Origin of the sequence: Citrobacter meridianamericanus, from assembly GCF_041320245.1 — a bacterium.
GTDB lineage: Bacteria > Pseudomonadota > Gammaproteobacteria > Enterobacterales > Enterobacteriaceae > Citrobacter > Citrobacter meridianamericanus.
Genome location: NZ_CP101036.1, coordinates 1,155,933 through 1,177,921, shown reverse-complemented (window position 1 = coordinate 1,177,921; position 21,989 = coordinate 1,155,933). Strand labels below are relative to the sequence as shown.

The following is a 21,989-nucleotide window of genomic DNA, read 5'->3' as shown; positions in this document are numbered from 1 at the left end:
GCAACTCCTTATTTACGGTTAGCCAGCATGGCGGTCAGCTTTTCAGCCCAGGCTTTCGTTTCCGGTAAATCACATACCGGCTGGCTGTAGTGCCCACGGTTATCCGGCGCAACCGGCGTGGTGGCATCTATGATTAACTTGTCGGTAATCCCCGCCGGACTGGAGCCCGGATCAAGTTCCAGCACCGACATATTCGGCAATTGCACCAGATCCCCCGCCGGATTAACTTTCGAAGACAGCGCCCACATCACCTGCGGCAGATTGAACGGATCAACATCCTCATCAACCATAATCACCATTTTCACGTAACCCAGACCATGCGGCGTCGTCATTGCCCGCAGCCCGACTGCACGGGCAAAGCCACCGTAGCGTTTTTTGGTGGAGATAATCGCCAGCAAACCATGGGTGTACATGGCATTCACCGCCTGTACTTCCGGGAATTCAGCTTTCAGCTGTTGATAAAGCGGTACGCAGGTTGCTGGCCCCATCAGATAGTCGATTTCCGTCCACGGCATCCCGAGATACAGCGATTCAAAAATCGGTTTACTGCGATAAGAGACTTTATCGATACGCACCACGGTCATGTTACGACCACCAGAATAGTGGCCGGTAAACTCACCAAAAGGACCTTCGATTTCACGTTTACGGCTTTCAATGACCCCTTCGAGGATCACTTCTGAACCCCATGGCACGTCAAAGCCAGTGAGCGGTGCGGTGGCGATCGGATACGGGCTTTCGCGCAGCGCCCCCGCCATTTCGTATTCCGACTGATCGTACTTCAGCGGCGTAGCCCCCATCAGGGTAATAATCGGATCGTTACCCAGCGTGATGGCAATCGGCAGATCTTCACCACGCTCTTCAGCTTTATGCAGATGCAACGCAATATCGTGCATCGGCACCGGTTGCAAGCCAAGTTTGCGTTTCCCTTTCACTTCCATACGATAAATGCCGACGTTCTGCTTTCCGAAGTTATCCGGATCCAGCGGATCGCGCGACACCACGCAGGCTTTATCGAGATAGAACCCCCCATCGCCATCATTCAGGCGAAACAGCGGCAGAATATCAAACAGGTTGATCTCCTCACCATCAACACTGTTTTCAGCCCAAGCCGGATTGGCACGACGCTCCGGCGTAACCGGAAATTTATCCCAACGACGGATAAACTCATCAATTTGTTTTTTCACCGGCGTATTGGGCGGCAGGCCTAATGAAATGGCATGATTCTGCCACGAGCCGATGGTATTCATCGCCACGCGGGCGTCAGTAAAACCACGAATATTGTCAAACCACAGCGCTGGCGCACCGTCGCCAATACGCCCGGTCGCGTTAGCCGCCGCAGCCAGATCCGGCTCAGCGTTGACCTCTTCACTGATTTTCAGCAATTGTCCCTGGTCGTCCAGCGCCTGTAAAAAGCTGCGCAAGTCATCAAATGCCATTATTCATTCTCCTGTGCAAAATTCTGCGCCTGTCGTAATCCCTGCCAGCGACGGGCGTTGGGGTGTTCCAGACCAAACTGATCGAGCACGCGAGCCACAATGTGCTGCGTGATGTCATCAACCGTTTGCGGGTGGTTATAAAACGCAGGCATCGGCGGGACCATCGCGACGCTCATGCGCGAAAGCGCGAGCATGTTTTCCAGATGAATAGTGCTAAGCGGCATTTCCCGCGGAACCAGTACCAGCTGGCGCCCTTCTTTCAGCACCACATCAGCGGCGCGCCCCACCAGTCCTTCCGCATAGCCAGCACGAATACCGGCAAGGGTTTTCATACTGCAGGGGATAATGATCATGCCGTCAGTACGAAACGATCCGGAGGAGATGGTCGCCGCCTGGTCCGCCGGGTTGTGGCAATAATCGGCTAACGCTGACACATCACGGACGCTGTATGGTGTTTCCAGTTCAATGGTGGTTTTGGCCCACTTTGACAGCACCAGATGGGTTTCTACCCCCGGCATTGCCCGCAGCGCCTGAGTAGCGACACACCAAGCGGTGCGCCGGTCGCCCCGGTCATTCCTACAATCAGTCTCATTTCGCCCTCAATTTTGTTCGTGTACGAACATTTTATTAAAATACTCCCTCGATGCATTCCGGACAAGAGCACCTCGCACAGATTGCTAAAGCAGCAATGGTTAAACTATGACGCGTTACCCGTTAAGATAGAGACTGACAGATATTCCGGAGCTCTCATGCCGTTAAGAAACACAGCCTTCCACCTTTTACGTCAGCTTTTTCAGCAGCATACGGCTCGCTGGCAACATGAATTACCGGATCTGACCAAACCGCAGTATGCGGTGATGCGCGCCATTGCCGAACAGCCCGGAATTGAACAGGTTACCCTGACCGAGGCAGCAGTCTGTACCAAGGCGACGCTTGCGGAAATGCTGAGCCGAATGGAAAAACGCGATCTGGTCAGGCGTGAGCACGACCCGGCAGATAAGCGTCGGCGGTTTGTTTATTTGACCGCGCAAGGAGAAGCGTTACTGGCCAGCGCAACCCCACTGGGAAATGACGTAGATGATGAGTTTTTGGGGCGGTTATCTGATGAAGAGCGTGAGCAGTTCACACGTCTGGTGCGTAAGATGATGGGGTAATTTATCGGATTGCGGCTATTCCTTACCCGGCCTGGACACATCGTCAAAGAAAAAGGCCAGTCCCAATGAGACTGGCCTTTCTTGATAGAACTAGTGCTTACTCGCGGAACAGCGCTTCGATATTCAGCCCCTGAGTCTGCAGAATTTCACGCAGACGACGCAGACCTTCAACCTGAATCTGGCGAACACGTTCACGAGTGAGGCCAATTTCACGGCCCACATCTTCCAGTGTCGCAGCTTCGTATCCCAGCAGACCAAAGCGACGTGCCAGCACCTCACGCTGTTTGGCGTTCAGTTCGAACAGCCATTTGACGATGCTCTGTTTCATATCATCGTCTTGCGTGGTGTCTTCCGGACCGTTTTCCTTTTCATCGGCCAGAATATCCAGCAACGCTTTTTCGGAATCGCCACCCAGCGGGGTGTCTACCGAGGTAATACGCTCGTTGAGTCGGAGCATACGGCTGACGTCATCAACCGGTTTGTCCAGTTGTTCAGCAATCTCTTCTGCGCTCGGTTCGTGGTCCAGTTTATGCGACAACTCACGCGCGGTACGCAGATAGACGTTCAGCTCTTTTACAATGTGAATGGGCAGTCGGATCGTACGGGTTTGGTTCATAATTGCCCGTTCGATCGTCTGGCGGATCCACCAGGTTGCGTATGTTGAGAAGCGGAACCCGCGTTCCGGGTCAAACTTCTCGACTGCACGGATAAGCCCCAGATTGCCCTCTTCAATCAGGTCCAGCAATGCCAGACCACGATTGCCATAACGACGAGCAATCTTCACCACCAGACGCAGGTTACTTTCAATCATGCGACGGCGAGATGCGACATCTCCACGCAGTGCGCGACGCGCAAAATAAACTTCTTCTTCGGCTGTTAACAGTGGTGAATAACCAATCTCACCAAGGTAAAGCTGAGTCGCGTCCAACACACGCTGTGTGGCCCCCTGCGATAACAGCTCTTCTTCAGCCAGGTCGTTATCACTGGGTTCCTCTTCACTCAAGGCTTTTTCATCAAAAGCCTCTACTCCGTTCTCATCAAATTCCGCATCTTCATTTAAATCATGAACTTTCAGCGTATTCTGACTCATAAAGGTGGCTCCTACCCGTGATCCCTAACGGAACTAGCACGTGAAAGCCTGGTTCCGCCGAATTATCGCTGCGGTAAATAGCGCAGCGGGTTTACGGATTTCCCCTTGTAACGAATTTCAAAATGCAAGCGTGTTGAACTGGTTCCGGTACTACCCATGGTAGCTATTTTCTGCCCCGCCTTGATTTCTTGTTGTTCCCGGACCAGCATTGTATCGTTATGGGCGTAGGCACTCAGGTAATCATCGTTATGTTTGATGATAATAAGATTACCGTAACCACGCAGCGCGTTACCGGCATAGACGACGCGTCCATCTGCGGTCGCGACAATAGCCTGTCCTTTGCTGCCTGCAATGTCGATTCCTTTATTGCCACCTTCGGTAGCCGCAAAGTTTTCGATCACTTTGCCGTCAGTCGGCCAGCGCCAGGTAGAGATTGGCGAACTGGTTGACGTTGAGCTTGCAGTTGATTCGGTTGCGCTAACTGCCGGAGCCGTTACAGGCGCTGTGACTACAGTCCCAGCAGGCTTGTTGTTCGGCAACATTTTATTAGCACTTTGTTCACCTGAATCCTCAGAATACGTAATTGTTGGTTTCGAAGCAACAGCAACGGTGGAATTTTGTGCAGGGTTGGTCACAACTCCTTGCTGTGCTGCATCCGCCTGGGTGATGGCATTACCACCAGTAATCGGTGCGCCAGACGCGTTGCCCACTTGCAGAGTTTGACCGACATTCAGGCCATACGGGGCCGGAACGTTATTGCGTTGTGCGAGGTCACGGAAATCGTTCCCGGTGATCCAGGCAATATAGAAAAGGGTATCGCCTTTCTTAACAGTATAAGTACTGCCGCCTGTATAGCTACCTTTCGGAATATTCCCATACTTACGATTGTATACAATACGACCGTTTTCCATCTGTACAGGTTGCTCTGCTACAGGCTGAATTTGTGTTGGCTGTGTGGTTGGCCGCTGCACCGGCTGGATCTGTGGCGTCTGCTGTACCGTCGACGTCGAGCCCATTTTTGGTGGAGGCGTAATCAGCATGCCGGAGCTGGTATTCGTTGATGCAGCGCCGTTAACCGAGCTGACCGGTGCTGGTGGATTCGAGGTATTTGAACAACCTGCCAGCCATAATGAAACCAGTGACAATGCCGCAATACGGCTAACGGTAAATTTGTGGCTTCCCGCGCTCATTTATCCCCCAGGAAAAAAATTGGTTAAAACCCATGACGTAATCACCGTGCAAGGCATCGTCACAATACGCTTACCTGTTCCAGAATATCCAGGAAAACTCCAGGTATTCACAGCCGATATCTACGCAAGCTCCCCTTTTACTAAGGGAACGAAACGTACGGCCTCCACGGTATCGATAATAAATTCGCCTCCCCGACGACGCACCCGTTTCAAAAACTGGTGCTCATCGCCCACGGGTAAGACGAGAATGCCGCCCTCATCCAACTGCATCATCAATGCGGTTGGGATCTCAGGCGGCGCAGCCGTTACAATGATAGCGTCAAACGGGGCTCGCGCCTGCCAGCCTTGCCATCCATCACCATGACGGGTCGAAACATTATGTAAATCAAGCTGCTTCAGGCGACGACGCGCCTGCCACTGCAAACTTTTAATGCGTTCAACGGAACACACATGATGCACCAGATGCGCCAGAATCGCCGTCTGGTAGCCAGAGCCAGTTCCAATTTCCAGCACCCGAGACTGCGGCGTTAACTCCAGCAGTTCGGTCATCCGCGCTACCATATAAGGCTGCGAAATCGTCTGCCCCTGACCAATCGGCAGGGCAATATTGTCCCAGGCCTTATGTTCAAACGCCTCATCAATGAATTTTTCACGCGGCACGGCGGCGAGCGCATCGAGAACAAGCTCATCTCTGATGCCCTGCGCACGTAATTGTTCAAGAAGAGTGTGTACGCGTCTGCTTACCATTGCGTGTCGACTCCCACGCTGTCTAACCAGTCAGAAACCACTTCATGTGCGCCGTATGCGGTTAAATCGACATGCAGCGGCGTGATGGAAACATAGCCTTCATCGACCGCGGCAAAATCCGTATCCGGCCCGGCGTCGCATTTTTCGCCCGGTGGCCCGATCCAGTACAGCGTATTGCCGCGCGGGTCCTGCTGTGGAATAACCAGATCCGCCGGATGACGACTGCCGCAGCGGGTGACGCGGATCCCTTTAATCTCATCCAGCGGTAAATCCGGCACGTTGATATTTAAAATGCGTCCGGTGCGCAGCGGTTCACGACTCAGCGCCCGTAAGATACGGCAGGTGACCGCCGCAGCGGTATCGTAGTGTTTATGACCATCAAGTGAAACAGCCAGCGCAGGGAACCCGAGGTGACGACCTTCCATCGCCGCCGCAACGGTACCGGAATAGATGACATCATCACCCAGATTTGGACCCGCGTTAATACCAGAAACGACAATGTCCGGACGCGGACGCATTAATGCGTTCACACCCAGATAGACGCAGTCGGTAGGCGTACCCATTTGTACGGCAATATCGCCGTTATCATAGGTAAACGTGCGAAGTGAGGACTCCAGCGTCAGCGAGTTAGACGCGCCACTGCGGTTACGATCCGGGGCAACCACTTGTACATCAGCAAACTCACGCAGCGCTTTCGCCAGCGTTTGTATACCGGGTGCGTGGACCCCATCATCGTTACTCAGCAATATACGCATAATCACCCATTGTGTTAATAAGTTCCCTTACAACACTGGTGGCGAAGCTACCTGCCGGTAGCCAGAAACGTAACTCAACGGTTACGTCATCCCACCAGTTCCAGCTTAATTGTTGTGGATACAGCAACATAGCGCGACGCGACGCGTCGACTTTCTCGCGCAATAACAGAGACTGCAGCGCGGTTTCATCAGCAACAGCGGCTTCTTCAAACGCCAGTGCGTCGCGTTGAGTTCCCCACTCACCGCAGCCCGGCAATGCCGCTGTTATCATCAATTCTTTCTCATCGACGCGACGCTGTAATTCAGTTTGTTCTTCCTGTGTGGCGACAAACCAGCTTCCGCGCCCCGATAATTGTAGCGCATCGCCGTCAACAACTTGATTAAAGTCTGTTTTTTTCAGGCGTTCACTGGCTATCTGATTAAACAACGCGCTACGGGCCGCCGACAACCAAAAACTGCGTTTATTGCGATCGCGCACCGGCGCATCGCTTTGCGCCCAGCGCAACGCTCCTTGCAGGTTGCTGCCGCCGATACCAAAACGTTGAGTGCCAAAATAGTTCGGTACGCCGCGCTCGCTAATCGCCTGCAAACGCGCTTCAACATCATTTCGCTCACTCACCTCACGCAGCACCAGCGTAAATTCGTTGCCTTTCAGCGCCCCTAAACGCAGCTTACGCTTGTGGCGCGCGTACTCCAGCACTTTACAACCTTCAAGCTCAAATTTGCTTAAATCAGGCATCGCATTGCCCGGCACGCGCGCGCACAGCCACTGTTCCGTGACCGCATGCTTATCTTTCTGCCCGGCAAAGCTGACTTCACGGGCGTGAATTTTCAGGAACTTTGCCAATGCGTCAGCGACAAAACGGGTGTTACAGCCGTTTTTCAGGATACGCACCAAAACATGCTCGCCTTCGCCATCCGGTTCAAAGCCTAAATCTTCGACGACGACAAAGTCTTCCGGGTTTGCTTTCAGGACGCCATGGCCCAGTGGTTTGCCATGGAGATACGTCAGATCTTCAAACGCAGTCATTTCGTTGCCTTAATGAGTAACGCCACCGCTTCGCAGGCAATCCCTTCCCCACGCCCGGTAAAACCGAGTTTTTCCGTGGTGGTCGCTTTCACGTTAACATCTTCCATATGGCAGCCGAGGTCTTCGGCAATAAACACACGCATTTGCGGAATGTGAGGCAGCATCTTCGGCGCCTGAGCAATAATCGTCACATCCACATTACCAAGCGTATAGCCTTTGGCCTGAATACGCCGCCAGGCTTCACGCAATAATTCACGACTATCTGCACCTTTAAAGGCCGGGTCGGTATCCGGGAAGAGTTTACCGATATCCCCCAGCGCGGCCGCGCCAAGCAGAGCATCGGTTAGCGCATGTAACGCCACATCGCCATCAGAATGCGCCAGCAATCCTTTTTCATACGGAATGCGCACACCACCAATGATAATTGGGCCAACGCCGCCAAAAGCGTGTACGTCGAAACCGTGTCCAATTCGCATTATGTCTTCTCCTGGTATACACATCATCCTTCAAGCTGCCTCGTTGCAGCGTGAAGGATAAAGTGTCTAGATAGTTCGGGTCAGATAAAATTCCGCCAGCGCCAGGTCTTCCGGGCGGGTGACTTTGATGTTGTCAGCACGTCCTTCAACCAGCTGTGGATGAAAGCCGCAATATTCCAGCGCCGAGGCTTCGTCCGTAATGGTTGCGCCTTCATTGAGCGCACGCGTCAGGCAGTCGTGCAACAGCTCGCGTGGGAAAAACTGCGGCGTCAACGCATGCCATAAATCGTTGCGATCGACCGTATGCGCTATGTCTGTTCGCCCCGGCTCCGCACGCTTCATTGTGTCGCGTACCGGTGCGGCAAGGATCCCACCGGTACGGCTGGACTCGCTGATTGCCAGCAAACGGGCCAGATCATCCTGGTGCAGACACGGACGCGCGGCATCATGCACCAGCACCCAACGGGCCCCCCCTGCGGCTTGCAAACCGGCAAGGACAGAATCGGCACGCTCGTTGCCGCCATCCACCACGGTAATTTGCGGGTGCGCAGCAAGTGGAAGTTGGGCAAAGCGGCTGTCGCCTGGGCTGATAGCGATGACGACTCGCGTCACCCGGGGATGCGCCAGCAGCGCATCAACCGAGTGTTCGAGAATGGTTTTATTGCCTATAGAGAGGTACTGCTTAGGACACTCTGTTTGCATTCGGCGGCCAAACCCGGCAGCCGGCACCACGGCGCAAACGTCCAATAAAGTGGCTGCCATGTTAAATCCCTGGACGGTTTATCGATTGTTTTGCCCTACAGTCTGAGCGCGTTTAGACGCGTCAGGCACCAGACGATAAAAGGTTTCGCCCGGCTTAGTCATACTAAGTTCGTTGCGCGCACGCTCCTCAATAGCCTCTTGTCCGCCATTGAGATCGTCAATTTCGGCAAAAAGCTGATCGTTACGCGCTTTAAGTTTCGCGTTTGTAGCTTGCTGCGCAGCAACATCATCGTTGACGCGACTATAGTCATGTATGCCGTTCTTACCGAACCACAGCGAATACTGCAGCCAGACTAATAAAGCCAGCAACAGCAGCGTTAGTTTACCCATCCTGCCCCCTGAAAAACGGCATTAACATCCCATAATTTCCGCAGACAACTTTACATCAACGGTCGGGAATGCCGCGACAACGCGGGCAAATGTACCACATTTGCCCATTGTTACGTATACCCCGTGTAAGGAGAACATAATCTCATTGTTGGTTACGGTTTGAATTATGACCAGAGAGTGAACAACGTGGCGATTGTTAAAAAAGGGCGTTTACCTAACCCAGCAACCATAGAAATAGTGCGCCAAACATCGCCCCAACCACCAACAGGGTGCAGATAATGCTCAGCAGCAACCGTCCCTTCAATAGCGAGTGCAAAGCAATACCCGCGACAATCGCCACGGGCAGCAATGCGAGGAAAAAGGGCCAGGTATAAATGAAGAAAAACAGTGTATTAGGGCCATACATCAGACACGGGAATCCCAGCGCTAACAACCACGCGATAAAACCGACCACGGCCCCCGGTAGTGACCAGGTGGTTTCGTCGTCGGCGGCGAAGGTATCCGACTCTGTAATAGTAATGTTATGGCTGTTACGCATATCTAATCCTGTGACCGTGACTGACCGGGCATGTGAGCTCGGGTGTCTCAGGATCTGATAATATCTTCCTGCCTCAGCAGGTCTAATAATTGGGGTACCAAATTTGTTACCAATTGTTCACCATTAAGATGAATCTCTGGCGATTCAGGCGCTTCGTATACTGAATCAATTCCGGTGAAATTGCGCAACTCACCCGCCCGCGCTTTTTTATACAGCCCTTTTGGATCGCGTGCTTCACACGCTGCTAATGGCGTATCGACAAAAACCTCAATAAAACGCCCTTCGCCAACCCGCTCGCGGACCATTTTGCGCTCGGCACGATGCGGCGAGATAAAGGCGGTCAACACCACAAGACCCGCATCCACCATCAGGTTAGCCACTTCACCAACCCGACGAATATTCTCCTTACGATCGGCATCACTAAATCCAAGATCGCTGCACAGACCGTGACGCACGTTATCGCCATCCAAAAGATAAGTACTCACCCCCAGCTTATGCAACGCTTCTTCCAGCGCCCCTGCTACCGTGGATTTACCGGAACCTGACAGCCCGGTAAACCACAGCACAACACCACGATGACCGTGGCGTTGTTCCCGCTGTTGCGGTGTAACAGGATGGGCATGCCAGACGACGTTTTCGTCATGCAGCGCCATTATTGTCCTCCCAGCAGATCGCGCGCGCCCCAGTGTGGGAAGTGGCGACGCACCAGCGCATTAAACTCCAGCTCAAACGCGCTGAACTGAGAAACCGCCGCGTGCTCCTGAATGATTGGCTCACGTACTAACCCCGCGCCAACGGTAACGTTGGTCAGGCGGTCAATAATAATCAGCCCGCCCGTTACCGGGTTCTGTTGATAGGTATCCAGCACCAGCGGCTCATCAAAGGTGAGATTAACCAGACCGATGCCGTTTAGCGGTAGCGCTTCAACGTCACGTTGGGTAAGGTTATTAATATCGACCTGGTACTGCACGCTATCAACGCGTGCGCGGGTCTTCTTGCCTGCAACTTTGATGTCGTAACTCTGTCCAGGCGACAGTGGTTGTTCCGCCATCCAAACCACATCAATGGCAGCGCTTTGTACCGCCGGCAAAGCCTCGCCGGCATCAAGCAGCAGATCGCCCCGGCTGATGTCGATCTCATCTTTCAATACCAGGGTTATCGCTTCCCCCGCATGCGCTTCCTGCAAGTCGCCATCAAACGTGACGATCCGCGCCACGCTGGACTCAACGCCGGACGGCAGTACTTTGACGCGCTGCCCGACCTTCACGCTACCGGAGGCCAGCGTTCCGGCATAACCACGAAAATCCAGATTCGGTCGGTTCACATACTGCACCGGGAAACGCATCGGTTGCGTATCAACACTACGTTGAATCTCAACGGTTTCAAGCACTTCCAGCAGCGTCGGACCGCTGTACCACAGCATGCTGGCGCTTTGCGAAGCCACGTTGTCGCCTTCCAGCGCAGAGAGCGGCACAAACCGGATATCCAGGTTGCCCGGCAACTGTTCAGCAAAAGTAAGATAATCTTCGCGAATGCGGTTAAATGTCTCTTCGCTAAAGCCCACCAGATCCATTTTGTTGATCGCCACCACCAGATGTTTGATCCCAAGTAGCGTGGAGATAAAGCTATGACGACGAGTCTGATCCAGCACGCCTTTACGCGCATCGATCAGCAGGATCGCCAGGTCGCAGGTCGACGCACCGGTGGCCATGTTACGGGTGTACTGCTCATGACCCGGGGTATCCGCAATGATAAATTTACGCTTCTCGGTAGAGAAATAACGGTAAGCCACGTCGATGGTGATGCCCTGCTCACGCTCGGCCTGTAAGCCGTCAACCAATAACGCCAGATCGAGCTTTTCGCCCTGGGTGCCGTGACGTTTGCTGTCGTTGTGCAGCGATGAAAGCTGATCTTCGTAAATCTGACGCGTGTCATGCAGCAGGCGACCAATCAGGGTACTTTTCCCGTCATCCACGCTACCGCAGGTTAAAAAACGCAGCAGACTTTTATGTTGCTGGGCGACCATCCAGGCTTCAACGCCGCCTTCATTAGCAATTTGTTGTGCAAGTGTCGTATTCATGGCGGCTCCTTAGAAATACCCCTGACGTTTCTTCAGCTCCATGGAGCCCGCCTGGTCGCGGTCAATCACGCGGCCCTGACGTTCACTGGTGGTTGAGACCAGCATCTCTTCGATAATTTCCGGCAGCGTCTGCGCATGCGACTCCACCGCCCCCGTCAGCGGCCAGCAGCCGAGCGTGCGAAAACGTACCATGCGTTTTTTAATCACTTCCCCAGGTTGCAGATCGATTCTGTCGTCATCAATCATCATCAACATGCCGTCGCGTTCCAGCACCGGACGCTCCGCCGCCAGGTACAGCGGTACGATGTCGATGTTTTCCAGCCAGATGTACTGCCAGATATCCTGTTCGGTCCAGTTGGAGAGCGGGAATACGCGAATACTTTCACCTTTATTAATTTGTCCGTTGTAGTTGTGCCACAGTTCCGGACGCTGGTTTTTCGGGTCCCAGCGATGAAAACGATCGCGGAAAGAATAGATGCGTTCTTTAGCGCGCGATTTCTCTTCGTCACGGCGAGCGCCACCGAACGCGGCGTCAAAACCGTATTTGTTCAGCGCCTGCTTCAACCCCTCGGTTTTCATAATGTCGGTATGTTTGGCGCTACCGTGGACAAACGGGTTGATGCCCATCGCCACCCCTTCCGGGTTTTTATGCACCAGCAGTTCGCAGCCATAGGCTTTCGCCGTACGGTCACGAAATTCGTACATCTCGCTGAATTTCCAGCCGGTATCAACGTGCAGCAAAGGAAACGGCAGCGTGCCAGGATAAAACGCTTTACGCGCCAGATGCAGCATTACGCTGGAATCTTTGCCGATGGAATACATCATCACCGGATTAGAAAACTCGGCGGCCACCTCACGAATGATATGGATGCTTTCCGCTTCCAGTTGCCGCAGGTGGGTAAGTCGTTTTTGATCCATAACCGTTCCTATGTAATGCCGTTATTTTGCTAACGATGCTCAGATAACCTGACTATAGGGAGGGCAAGAGGGCGAATGAAATTACGAATTGGAATGAGTAGTTCCTCAAAGGAATAACGATCCGGAAAAGCAAATATCAAAAAGTGCTTAAGCTACCGGATTTCGGGCATTTAGGAGCAAATGAAATTGTTTTACCTCGATCACAGTTTCATACTAGCGGCTGAAAATTTCTGCTTGGTATTTAAGGACTCATTATGTTTTCCGCAACGCGCCACCTTATTGCTGCCATGGCGCTCGGCGCGTGTTTTATCCTTCCAGCACAGGCAACATCCTCCAAACCTGGAGATATCGCAAATACCCAGGCTCGATATATCGCAACGTTTTTCCCGGGCCGCGTGACGGGATCTCCGGCTGAAATGTTATCTGCTGATTATATACGTCAGCAATTCCAGCAGATGGGCTACAGCAGTGATATTCGGACGTTTAATAGCCGTTATGTTTATACCGCCAAAAATAACCGTAAAAACTGGCATAACGTAACGGGAAGCACCGTTATTGCAGCACATGAAGGTAAAGCGCCGCAGCAGATTATTATCATGGCGCATCTCGACACCTACGCTGCACAAAGCGACGCCGATTCAGATGCCAATCTGGGTGGGTTAACCCTGCAAGGTATCGACGACAACGCTGCAGGCGTTGGCGTAATGCTGGAACTGGCGGAAAAACTCAAAGACGTGCCGACGCAGTACGGCATCCGATTTATTGCCACCAGCGGCGAGGAAGAAGGCAAACTCGGCGCAGAAAACATTCTGAAACGAATGAGTGCCGCCGAGAAGAAAAACACGCTGCTGGTGATTAACCTCGATAATTTGATCGTCGGGGATAAACTCTATTTCAACAGCGGTAAGAAAACCCCGGAAGCAGTTCGAAAACTGACGCGCGACCGGGCGCTGGCTATCGCGCATAGTCGCGGGATTGTAGCCAGTACCAATCCGGGCCTGAACAAAGACTATCCGAAGGGAACAGGATGTTGTAACGATTCGGAAGTCTTCGACGACGCGGGTATTGCCGTGCTCTCCGTTGAAGCGACTAACTGGAGCCTGGGCAAGAAAGATGGCTACCAACAGCGCGCCAAAAGCGCCTCGTTCCCGGCTGGCAACAGCTGGCATGATGTGCGACTGGATAACCAGCAGCATATCGATAAAGCCTTACCGGGCCGGATAGAGCGCCGTAGCCGCGACGTGGTACGCATTATGCTGCCGCTGGTAAAAGAACTGGCGAAAGCAGATAAATCCTGAAGAAGCAGTCCGGTAATATGTAAACGTTACCGGGCTGCTAGCTGTCACCCTTCGTGCAGCCCGCACTCGCGCTTGAGCCCAAAGAACCGCGTCTCTTCTTCCGCCATTCCCGGCTCCCATTTGCGGGTGGTATGCGTATCGCCGACTGACAGATAGCCCTGGTCCCACAGCGGATGGTATTTCAGGCAGTGCTTTTGCAGATACTGGTAAACCGTACGGTTGTCCCAGTCGATAATCGGCAGCACTTTAAACACGCCACGCTGAATAGCCAACACCGGCAAATGCGCACGACTGCCGGACTGTTCGCGACGCAAACCAGCAAACCAGGTTTGCGCGTCGAGTTCCTGTAGCGCCCGGTTCATCGGCTCGACTTTGTTGATGTCATTGTATTTTTCAATGCCTTCAACGCCCTGTTCCCACAGCTTACCGTAACGTGCTTCCTGCCAGGCGGCGCTCTCTTTCGCGCGATAAACCTGGAGATTCAGTTTGAGTTTGTCCGTTAACTCGTCAATAAACTGGTAGGTTTCAGGGAACAGGTAGCCGGTATCGGTCAGGATCACCGGGATATCCGGGCGGATCTGATTCACCAGATGCAGACTCACTGCTGCCTGAATACCGAAGCTTGATGACAGCACATATTCACCTGGCAGGTTATCCAGCGCCCACGCCACGCGATCCTCGGCACTCAGTTTTTCCAGTTCGGCGTTGGTTTCGGCCAGCGCCAGCACGCGCTCGACTTTTGGCAGGTCGTTCAACGCGTTGAGATCGAGTTTGGACATAAGTTCCTCGCTGTTTGCCTTGCCAAATGGCGCGCGTAGCAGGTCTGTAGGTCTGATAAGCGCGCCATCCGGCAATTCACATTATTCCCAGAAATCCCGCGCTGGATCGAGCACCGGGCGAATAATGCCCGCACGCACCGTAAAGTCACCGAAGCCTTCACCCGCTTCGCGCTCTTTCGCCCAGCGCCCGACAAGCTCATCGATGGAATCAAGAATTTCCGGCTCGGTGATGTTCTCGCGGAACATACGCGGAATACGTGTGCCGATACGGTTACCGCCCAGATGCAGGTTATAGCGACCCGGCGCTTTCCCCACCAGCCCCAGTTCTGCCAGCATCGCGCGACCGCAGCCGTTCGGACAACCGGTAACGCGCATCACGATATGCTCGTCGGGAATGCCGTGTTTTTCCAGAATCGCTTCCACTTTATCCGTGAACGATGGCAGGAAGCGTTCGGCTTCGGCCATCGCCAGCGGACAAGTCGGGAACGACACGCAGGCCATCGAGTTTTCACGCTGCGGTTTTACCGCATTCATCAGTCCATGATCGCGCGCCAGCTTCTCTACCTTCGTCTTCTGGCTTTCCGGTACGCCAGCGATGATCAAGTTCTGGTTGGCAGTGATGCGGAAATCGCCTTTGTGGATCTTCGCGATCTCCAGCAGCCCCGTTTTCAGCGGACGGCCTGGATAATCCAGAATACGGCCATTTTCAATAAACAACGTCAGGTGCCAGTTATTGTCGATCCCTTTCACCCAACCGATGCGATCGCCGCGGCCAGTGAACTCGTACGGGCGGATCGGCTCAAATTTGATCCCCGCGCGACGCTCAACTTCTTCCTTGAAGGTATCGACGCCGACGCGCTCAAGGGTGTATTTGGTTTTAGCGTTTTTACGGTCGGTACGGTTACCCCAATCGCGCTGAGTCGTGACCACCGCTTCTGCCACCGCCAGGGTGTGCTCCAGCGGCAGGAAGCCGAATTCGCTCGCGGTGCGGGCATAGGTTTTCTTGTTGCCGTGCTCGATTGAGAGACCGCCGCCGACCAGCAGGTTAAAGCCTACCAGCTTGCCGTTTTCGGCAATCGCCACGAAGTTCATGTCGTTGGCGTGCAGATCGATATCGTTCTGCGGCGGGATCACCACCGTGGTTTTAAACTTACGCGGCAGATAGGTCGCCCCGAGGATCGGTTCTTCATCGGTAGTAGCAACTTTTTCCTGATCGAGCCAGATCTCCGCATAGGCGCGCGTGCGCGGCAGCAGATGTTCAGAAATTTTCTTCGCCCACTCGTAGGCTTCCGCATGCAGCTGCGACTCATATGGGTTAGAGGTGCACAGCACGTTACGGTTCATGTCGTTGGCGGTCGCCAGTGCGTCCAGCCCGACCGAATGCAGCATCTGATGCACCGGCTTGACGTTCTTCTTCAGAATGCCGTGAAACTGGAAGGTCTGACGGTTAGTCAGACGGATGCTGCCGTAAATGGTGTTATCCGCGGCAAATTTGTCGATGGCTTTCCACTGGGTTGGAGTGATCACCCCGCCCGGCAAACGGCAGCGCAGTAGCATCGCGTGGCGCGGCTCCAGCTTCTGCTCGGCACGTTCGGCACGAATATCGCGGTCGTCCTGCTGGTACATACCGTGGAAACGGATCAGCAGGAAGTTATCGCCGTGGAAACCGCCGGTGAGACCGTCGTTGAGATCTTCCGCGATGGTGCCGCGCAGGAAATTACTTTCACGCTTCATGCGCTCGGCGTCAGTCAGTTTGCCTTCGACCACCAAAGGCCCTGGGTGTTTTTCGCTCATTAGTAGACATCTCGCTGATAACGGCGCTCAATGCGCAGCTCACTTAAAAATTCATCCGCCGCTTCGATATCCATTGCACCGAATTCAGCAATCACTTCCAGCAACGCCTGCTCAACGTCTTTCGCCATGCGATTGGCGTCGCCGCAGACATAAATGTGGGCACCGTCGTTAATCCAGCGCCACAGTTCCGCGCCCTGTTCGCGCAGTTTGTCTTGTACGTAGATTTTTTCTTTTTGATCGCGAGACCAGGCGAGATCGATCCGGCTCAACACGCCCTCTTTGACGTAGCGCTGCCATTCAACCTGGTAGAGGAAATCTTCGGTGAAATGCGGGTTGCCGAAGAACAACCAGTTTTTACCTTCCGCGCCATCGGCCGCACGTTGCTGCATAAAGGCGCGGAACGGTGCAATTCCCGTACCCGGGCCAATCATAATCACCGGTGTCTGCGGGTTTGCCGGCAAACGGAAGTTGTCGTTGTGTTCAATGAACACGCGAACTTCACCTTCTTCTTCCACGCGGTCGGCGAGGAAGCTGGAGGCACCGCCAGCGCGGGCGCGCCCCTCAATGTCGTAACGCACTACGCCGACAGTCACATGCACTTCACTTTCGACTTCCGCCTGGGAGGAAGCAATGGAGTACAAACGCGGGGTCAGCGGGCGCAAAAGATCAACTAACGTCTGAGCGTCCAGTTGTGCCGGGGAGAAACGCATCATATCAACGATTGGCGTGGTCGCGGCGTAATGCTGCAATTGCGTTTTATCGCCCACCAGCGGCAGCAGCGACTCACTGCGCGTCAGCGTGGCGTAGTTTTCCACGATATTTGCAGTGTTGACCGTCAGCTCGAAATGCCACTGCAACGCTTCGGCCAGAGGCAGCGTTTTGCCATTAACCGTTACCGGTTCATCGCCCTTCAGCCACAGCAGTTCAACCAGCTCTTTGACCAGCGCGGGATCGTTCTGATACCACACGCCCAGCGCGTCGCCGGGCTGATAGCGCAGACCGGAATCGCCGAGATCGATTTCGATATGGCGCACATCTTTTAGTGAGTCGCGACCGGTGATTTTCTGATTCACCGCAAGTGACGCCGCCAGCGGCGCTTCTTTGGTATACGGGCTGGTTTGAACTTCGTTTACCGCACCGCTCGCCGCAACTTGCACAGACGGTACAGCCGGCGCACGCGCTTTCAGAACCTCAACCAGACGCTCGCGCCACTGCGCGGCAGCGACCTGGTATTCGACATCAGCATCCACCCGATCCAGCAGACGCTCACCGCCCAGTTCAGCCAGTTTACTGTCGAAATCTTTACCGGCCTGGCAGAAGAATTCATAGGAGGTATCGCCCAAACCAAACACGGCAAAAGCAGTGTTCTCAAGCTTCGGCGCTTTTTTCGAGAACAGATATTTATGCAACGCCACGGCTTCTTCCGCCGGTTCACCTTCCCCTTGCGTCGATGCCACCACGATCAGCAGTTTTTCATTGGCGATTTGTTTGAATTTATAGTCGCCAGCGTTGATCAGAGTGACATTGAGCTTCGCAGCGATAAGATCATCACGCAGGGCTTCCGCCACTCGACGCGCATTACCGGTTTGCGAGGCGGAGATAAGCGTAATACCAGGAATTTGAGCGGCAGGCGCTGGTGCCACCGCATTGCTGCCTGGCTGCTGATTCAGCACGCCCCAGAAATAGCCAGAAACCCACGCGAGCTGTGCGGGAGTGAAGTCAGTCGTGGCTGCCTGAAGGCGTGCCAGTTGCTCCGGGTTTAGCGGTAGCAAAGCGGAAGGTGGGGCCTGTGTCGTCATGCGTTGTCATGTTCCAGTAAGCAAAGCGGATTTCAGCAATAAAACCCAAACTGAAGATAAGGTTAACGGCGGGGATAGTAACAATTAAAGAAGGGATAGAAATAACAAATAACCAAATGGACTAACCTGTTTTAGTTATAGTCATTAACGACAAAAACGATTTGATAACTATATGATATTTAAAAAGTTATTAAACATTAACAGCGTAAATATAGCGTTCTGATGCTTAGCGCCCTTTTAACTAATGATAAAAATTGTACTTTACGGTACCCTACGGCGGTTTTTCGCATTCTTGAGAGTAAAAAATGTCCACCACCTTGTTTAAAGATTTCACCTTCGAAGCCGCTCATCGCCTGCCACATGTACCAGAAGGGCATAAATGTGGTCGCCTGCATGGTCACTCATTTATGGTGCGTCTTGAAATTACCGGTGAAGTCGATCCGCATACCGGTTGGATCATGGATTTTTCTGAATTAAAAGCGGCGTTTAAGCCGACCTACGACAGACTCGATCACTATTATCTGAACGATATTCCTGGCCTAGAAAACCCAACCAGTGAAGTGCTGGCAAAATGGATTTGGGATCAGGTTAAACCGATTGTCCCTCTGCTGAGTGCCGTAATGGTGAAAGAGACCTGCACAGCGGGCTGCGTGTATCGCGGCGAGTGATTGTAGTATTACCGGATAGGGACGCATCGCGGTCTTATTCGGTCTGTAATGACCAGCAAACTGTGGCCGGGTAAGTGAAATCCCCCGGCAGAATTATCAGGCTATATTCAGATACTTATGAGTCTGCATCGACAGACGCCAGTTGCGCGCAATACAGGTTTCAATACATAAACGCGTCGCATCTTCTTTCTGACTGATTGGCTGCAAGGCAATGATGCGCGGTTTGTCGTCGCTCAACGTTGCCAACAGTTCATCCAGCGCTTCAATATCGCGAACGCGACCAACCGGATGTTTGATTTCATTCGCGCGCTCCAGCGCCTGTGACAGCACATCATAGCCGCCACGCATATTTACCTTCGGTGATACAGTCACCCAGGTATTCGGCGTACAGCGCACTTCGTGGGTACCGCTGGTTTCAATCTGGCAACTAAAGCCGTTCTTTTCCAGCAGATCAGTCAGCGGCATCAGGTCATGAATGCAGGGCTCACCACCGGTTATCACCACATGACGGGCGGTATAGCCCTGGCGCTGAATGACCGCCAGCAGATCTTCACTGCTCGCCGCCCCCCATTTATCGCTCTCTTTGGTCTTAGCCAGGATGCTGTACAGGGAAACTTCCCGATCCTCAAGCTTATCCCAGGTGTGTTTGGTATCGCACCAGGCACAGCCAACCGGGCATCCCTGTAAACGAATAAAAATGGCGGGGACGCCGGTAAAGTAACCCTCACCTTGCAGGGTCTGGAACATCTCGTTAATCGGGTACTGCATAGCGCTCTCAATATGGGGATAAACGATAATTATCGCAGATCCCCGCCAAAGTATCATGCCCCATCGATGCTTTACGAGGCGATCGCCGCGACAAAGCGCGCCGTTATCTGCTGCGGACGCGTGATAGCCCCCCCAACCACTACGGTATGGGCGCCTAACGCCAGGCATCGTGCGGCACGTTCCGGAGTATCGACGTTTCCTTCTGCCACGACAGGCACGCTGACCGCCGCCAATACCTCACGCAAAAAACCGCAGTCGTTTTCCGCCAGCACATGCCCGGCAGTGTCTGCGGTATAGCCATAGAGCGTGGTGCCGACGCAGTCAAAACCCAAACGTTCGGCTGTCGCAGCCTCGTCTATTGTGGCGATATCCGCCATCAGTAGCACAGACGGGTAGCGAGCGCGGATTTGCATAACTAATTCTTCCAGCGTTTGTCCACCTGGGCGCGGGCGAGCTGTCGCATCCAGAGCAATAATCTCCGGCTCAACGGTCATCAGCTCGTCCACTTCCTGGAGCGTGGCCGTGATAAACACATCACTGCCCGGATAATCGCGCTTGATAATCCCAATCACCGGCAGGGAGACGCTCTCTTTGATCGCGCGAATATCCACCACGCTGTTCGCGCGAATACCTACCGCGCCGCCCTGCGCTGCCGCCAGCGCCATACGCGACATAATAAACGAACTGTGCAGGGGCTCATTTTCCAGCGCCTGGCAGGAGACGATTAATTTACCTTTCAGGGAATCCAGTACAGTTTTCATTACGATAAGATCTCTTCGACTTCGTTTTTAATGATGGTGACATGCGGGCCATAAATCACCTGAACACCGTTGCCGCGAATAATTACACCACGCGCTCCAGTCGCTTTCAGCGCAGCTTCATCTACCTTGCTGCTCTCTTTCACCGTCACACGTAAGCGCGTGGCGCAACAGTCCACCTCTTCCAGATTCTCTTTGCCTCCCAGCCCGGCGATGACTGCCGCTGCGCGTTCAGTTTGCGGCAGACCGGATTCAATCGGGGTTACGTTTTCACGGCCAGGCGTCAGCCAGTTAAAGCGGTTAATCAAATAGCGGAAGGTGAAGTAGTAAAGGAAGAACCACGGGATCCCCACCATGGGGACGTACATCCAGTTGGTTTTAGCTTCCCCCTGTAGTACGCCAAAGAGTAGGAAATCGATAAGCCCACCCGAAAAGGTTTGCCCGATGGTGATATGTAAAATATGCGCCATCATAAACGCCAGACCATCGAAAAAGGCATGAATGACGTATAACACGGGGGCGACAAACAGGAAGGAGAACTCGATAGGCTCAGTGATCCCTGTCAGGAAAGAGGTCAGCGCCGCTGACAGCAATAGTCCAGCGACAAGCTTTCTGTTCTCTGGTTTTGCAGTATGGTACATCGCAAGACATGCGCCAAGCAGGCCGAACATCATAGTGATAAAGCGCCCGGACATAAAGCGCGAGGTACCCGCATAGAACTGCTGCGTATTCGGATCGGCAAGTTGGGCAAAGAAAATTCGCTGCGTACCTTCAACCAACTGGCCGTTGACGATTTCACTCCCGCCAAGCGCTGTAGTCCAGAACGGCAAATAAAAGATATGGTGTAACCCCAGTGGGCCAAGCATACGCAGGATGAAGCCGTAAAGTAATGTACCCAGATAACCGGTCGCATCCACCAGACCACCCAGTCCAAAAATGAGTTTCTGGAAATGCGGCCAGACCACCGTCATGACGGCACCCACGACTATCGCAGCAAGGGAGCTAATAATCGGTACAAAGCGTGAACCGCTGAAGAAACCAAGAAACTGAGGCAGCGAGACTTTATTGAAACGGCTATGCAGCGCGCAGGTGACAAGCCCAATCACCACCCCACCAAATACGCCCGTTTCCAGCGTCTGAATACCCAACGTCATCCCCTGGCCTACGGCACCTGGATTCTCGTGTGCCAGCGTTCCGTTAAGCGTCAATAAGGCGTTGATGGTGGCATTCATCACCAGAAATGCCAGCAACGCCGCGAGCCCGGCAGTGCCTTTATCTGTCTTCGCCAGCCCCACCGCGACACCCACCGCAAAGAGCACCGACAGATTGGCAAACACAATGGAACCGGCACTGGTCATGATTGTGAAGATTGCCTGCAACCAGTCGACATCCAAAAACGGATAAGCCGTTAATGTATTTGGATTCGACAGCGCACCACCAATCCCTAACAACAATCCGGCAGCGGGCAATACCGCAATCGGCAGCATGAACGATTTGCCAAACCGTTGCGCTTTTTCAAACCATGCCCCTGATGAGGCGCCGCTAAACATTTGCATCATTTTTTCATCTCTCCCGATTAATGATGAAAATTTTTACCATATTTATTTTTAAAAATGAAA

At 53.4% G+C, this 21,989-nt stretch carries 22 protein-coding genes and 1 pseudogene; 3 read left to right on the top strand and 20 right to left on the bottom strand.

The window, feature by feature from the left end; genetic code table 11:
* Window positions 1–8: 8 nt before the first annotated feature.
* Together NMD08_RS05655 and NMD08_RS05650 are read right to left on the bottom strand one after the other, a co-directional pair.
* On the bottom strand, window positions 9–1,436 hold the full coding sequence (locus tag NMD08_RS05655; protein ID WP_187258912.1) for a non-oxidative hydroxyarylic acid decarboxylases subunit C: 1,428 nt from the start codon (window positions 1,434–1,436) through the stop codon (window positions 9–11).
* Window positions 1,436–2,028 (bottom strand): annotated as a pseudogene (locus NMD08_RS05650) (non-oxidative hydroxyarylic acid decarboxylases subunit B). Before NMD08_RS05650 ends, NMD08_RS05655 begins: the two are co-directional and overlap by 1 nt.
* A gap of 157 nt (window positions 2,029–2,185) precedes the next feature.
* Between NMD08_RS05650 and NMD08_RS05645 the strand changes: the two are divergent.
* Entirely contained in the window at window positions 2,186–2,590 is a 405-nt protein-coding gene (locus NMD08_RS05645) for a MarR family winged helix-turn-helix transcriptional regulator (protein ID WP_151224257.1), read from the top strand.
* A gap of 97 nt (window positions 2,591–2,687) precedes the next feature.
* Here NMD08_RS05645 and rpoS read toward each other — a convergent pair whose 3' ends face one another.
* The 12 genes from rpoS to cysD form a co-directional block, all read right to left on the bottom strand.
* Entirely contained in the window at window positions 2,688–3,680 is a 993-nt protein-coding gene (gene rpoS, locus NMD08_RS05640; RefSeq protein ID WP_000081498.1) for an RNA polymerase sigma factor RpoS, read from the bottom strand.
* Window positions 3,681–3,742: 62 nt separating this feature from the next.
* Entirely contained in the window at window positions 3,743–4,870 is a 1,128-nt protein-coding gene (gene nlpD / locus NMD08_RS05635) for a murein hydrolase activator NlpD (protein ID WP_151218223.1), read from the bottom strand.
* Between the two features lie 120 nt (window positions 4,871–4,990).
* On the bottom strand, window positions 4,991–5,617 hold the full coding sequence (locus tag NMD08_RS05630) for a protein-L-isoaspartate(D-aspartate) O-methyltransferase (protein WP_151218224.1): 627 nt from the start codon (window positions 5,615–5,617) through the stop codon (window positions 4,991–4,993).
* Window positions 5,611–6,372 (bottom strand): 5'/3'-nucleotidase SurE, encoded by a 762-nt coding sequence (gene surE, locus NMD08_RS05625; RefSeq protein ID WP_151218225.1) that lies wholly within the window; start codon window positions 6,370–6,372, stop codon window positions 5,611–5,613. Before surE ends, NMD08_RS05630 begins: the two co-directional genes overlap by 7 nt.
* Window positions 6,353–7,402 carry a tRNA pseudouridine(13) synthase TruD gene (truD, locus tag NMD08_RS05620; RefSeq protein ID WP_151224259.1) on the bottom strand — a complete coding sequence of 350 codons (1,050 nt, stop codon included), beginning with the start codon at window positions 7,400–7,402 and terminating at the stop codon, window positions 6,353–6,355. Before truD ends, surE begins: the two co-directional genes overlap by 20 nt.
* The gene (ispF, locus tag NMD08_RS05615) at window positions 7,399–7,878 is read right to left on the bottom strand and encodes a 2-C-methyl-D-erythritol 2,4-cyclodiphosphate synthase (protein WP_151224260.1); all 480 of its coding nucleotides are present in this window, start codon (window positions 7,876–7,878) and stop codon (window positions 7,399–7,401) included. The genes truD and ispF overlap by 4 nt, the downstream gene beginning before the upstream one ends.
* A 66-nt stretch (window positions 7,879–7,944) precedes the next feature.
* Window positions 7,945–8,640, bottom strand: coding sequence for a 2-C-methyl-D-erythritol 4-phosphate cytidylyltransferase (gene ispD / locus NMD08_RS05610; protein ID WP_151218227.1), 696 nt, complete (start codon window positions 8,638–8,640; stop codon window positions 7,945–7,947).
* 18 nt (window positions 8,641–8,658) lie between these two features.
* A complete protein-coding gene (ftsB, locus tag NMD08_RS05605) occupies window positions 8,659–8,970 on the bottom strand; it encodes a cell division protein FtsB (RefSeq protein ID WP_151218228.1) in 312 nt (103 codons plus the stop codon).
* Window positions 8,971–9,184: 214 nt separating this feature from the next.
* Window positions 9,185–9,508, bottom strand: a complete 324-nt coding sequence (locus NMD08_RS05600; protein ID WP_151218229.1) for a DUF3561 family protein — start codon at window positions 9,506–9,508, stop codon at window positions 9,185–9,187.
* Between the two features lie 47 nt (window positions 9,509–9,555).
* Window positions 9,556–10,161: an adenylyl-sulfate kinase gene (gene cysC / locus NMD08_RS05595; RefSeq protein WP_370619708.1), complete on the bottom strand. Its 606-nt coding sequence runs from the start codon at window positions 10,159–10,161 to the stop codon at window positions 9,556–9,558.
* The gene (gene cysN, locus NMD08_RS05590) at window positions 10,161–11,588 is read right to left on the bottom strand and encodes a sulfate adenylyltransferase subunit CysN (RefSeq protein WP_370619706.1); all 1,428 of its coding nucleotides are present in this window, start codon (window positions 11,586–11,588) and stop codon (window positions 10,161–10,163) included. Before cysN ends, cysC begins: the two co-directional genes overlap by 1 nt.
* Window positions 11,589–11,597: 9 nt before the next feature.
* The gene (cysD, locus tag NMD08_RS05585) at window positions 11,598–12,506 is read right to left on the bottom strand and encodes a sulfate adenylyltransferase subunit CysD (RefSeq protein WP_151218231.1); all 909 of its coding nucleotides are present in this window, start codon (window positions 12,504–12,506) and stop codon (window positions 11,598–11,600) included.
* A 254-nt stretch (window positions 12,507–12,760) separates the two neighbouring features.
* Here cysD and NMD08_RS05580 point away from each other — a divergent pair, with 254 nt between their 5' ends.
* Window positions 12,761–13,804: an aminopeptidase gene (locus NMD08_RS05580; RefSeq protein ID WP_151218232.1), complete on the top strand. Its 1,044-nt coding sequence runs from the start codon at window positions 12,761–12,763 to the stop codon at window positions 13,802–13,804.
* A gap of 44 nt (window positions 13,805–13,848) precedes the next feature.
* Here NMD08_RS05580 and cysH read toward each other — a convergent pair whose 3' ends face one another.
* The 3 genes from cysH to cysJ all read right to left on the bottom strand — a co-directional run bounded on the left by cysH (window position 13,849) and on the right by cysJ (window position 18,176).
* Window positions 13,849–14,583 (bottom strand): phosphoadenosine phosphosulfate reductase, encoded by a 735-nt coding sequence (gene cysH / locus NMD08_RS05575; protein WP_370619704.1) that lies wholly within the window; start codon window positions 14,581–14,583, stop codon window positions 13,849–13,851.
* An 81-nt stretch (window positions 14,584–14,664) separates the two neighbouring features.
* The gene (gene cysI / locus NMD08_RS05570; protein ID WP_151218234.1) at window positions 14,665–16,377 is read right to left on the bottom strand and encodes an assimilatory sulfite reductase (NADPH) hemoprotein subunit; all 1,713 of its coding nucleotides are present in this window, start codon (window positions 16,375–16,377) and stop codon (window positions 14,665–14,667) included.
* Window positions 16,377–18,176: an NADPH-dependent assimilatory sulfite reductase flavoprotein subunit gene (gene cysJ / locus NMD08_RS05565; RefSeq protein WP_370619702.1), complete on the bottom strand. Its 1,800-nt coding sequence runs from the start codon at window positions 18,174–18,176 to the stop codon at window positions 16,377–16,379. The genes cysI and cysJ overlap by 1 nt, the downstream gene beginning before the upstream one ends.
* Before the next feature lie 305 nt (window positions 18,177–18,481).
* On the opposite strand from cysJ, the gene queD reads away from it, so the two are divergent.
* Window positions 18,482–18,844: a 6-carboxytetrahydropterin synthase QueD gene (gene queD / locus NMD08_RS05560; RefSeq protein ID WP_151218235.1), complete on the top strand. Its 363-nt coding sequence runs from the start codon at window positions 18,482–18,484 to the stop codon at window positions 18,842–18,844.
* 96 nt (window positions 18,845–18,940) lie between these two features.
* On the opposite strand, the gene queE is transcribed toward queD, so the two are convergent.
* The 3 genes from queE to NMD08_RS05545 all read right to left on the bottom strand — a co-directional run bounded on the left by queE (window position 18,941) and on the right by NMD08_RS05545 (window position 21,929).
* The gene (gene queE / locus NMD08_RS05555) at window positions 18,941–19,612 is read right to left on the bottom strand and encodes a 7-carboxy-7-deazaguanine synthase QueE (protein ID WP_187253124.1); all 672 of its coding nucleotides are present in this window, start codon (window positions 19,610–19,612) and stop codon (window positions 18,941–18,943) included.
* Window positions 19,613–19,683: 71 nt separating this feature from the next.
* Window positions 19,684–20,373, bottom strand: a complete 690-nt coding sequence (locus NMD08_RS05550) for an N-acetylmannosamine-6-phosphate 2-epimerase (RefSeq protein WP_370619700.1) — start codon at window positions 20,371–20,373, stop codon at window positions 19,684–19,686.
* Window positions 20,373–21,929, bottom strand: a complete 1,557-nt coding sequence (locus tag NMD08_RS05545) for a maltose/glucose-specific PTS transporter subunit IIC (RefSeq protein ID WP_151218246.1) — start codon at window positions 21,927–21,929, stop codon at window positions 20,373–20,375. The genes NMD08_RS05550 and NMD08_RS05545 overlap by 1 nt, the downstream gene beginning before the upstream one ends.
* Between the last annotated feature and the right edge of the window lie 60 nt (window positions 21,930–21,989).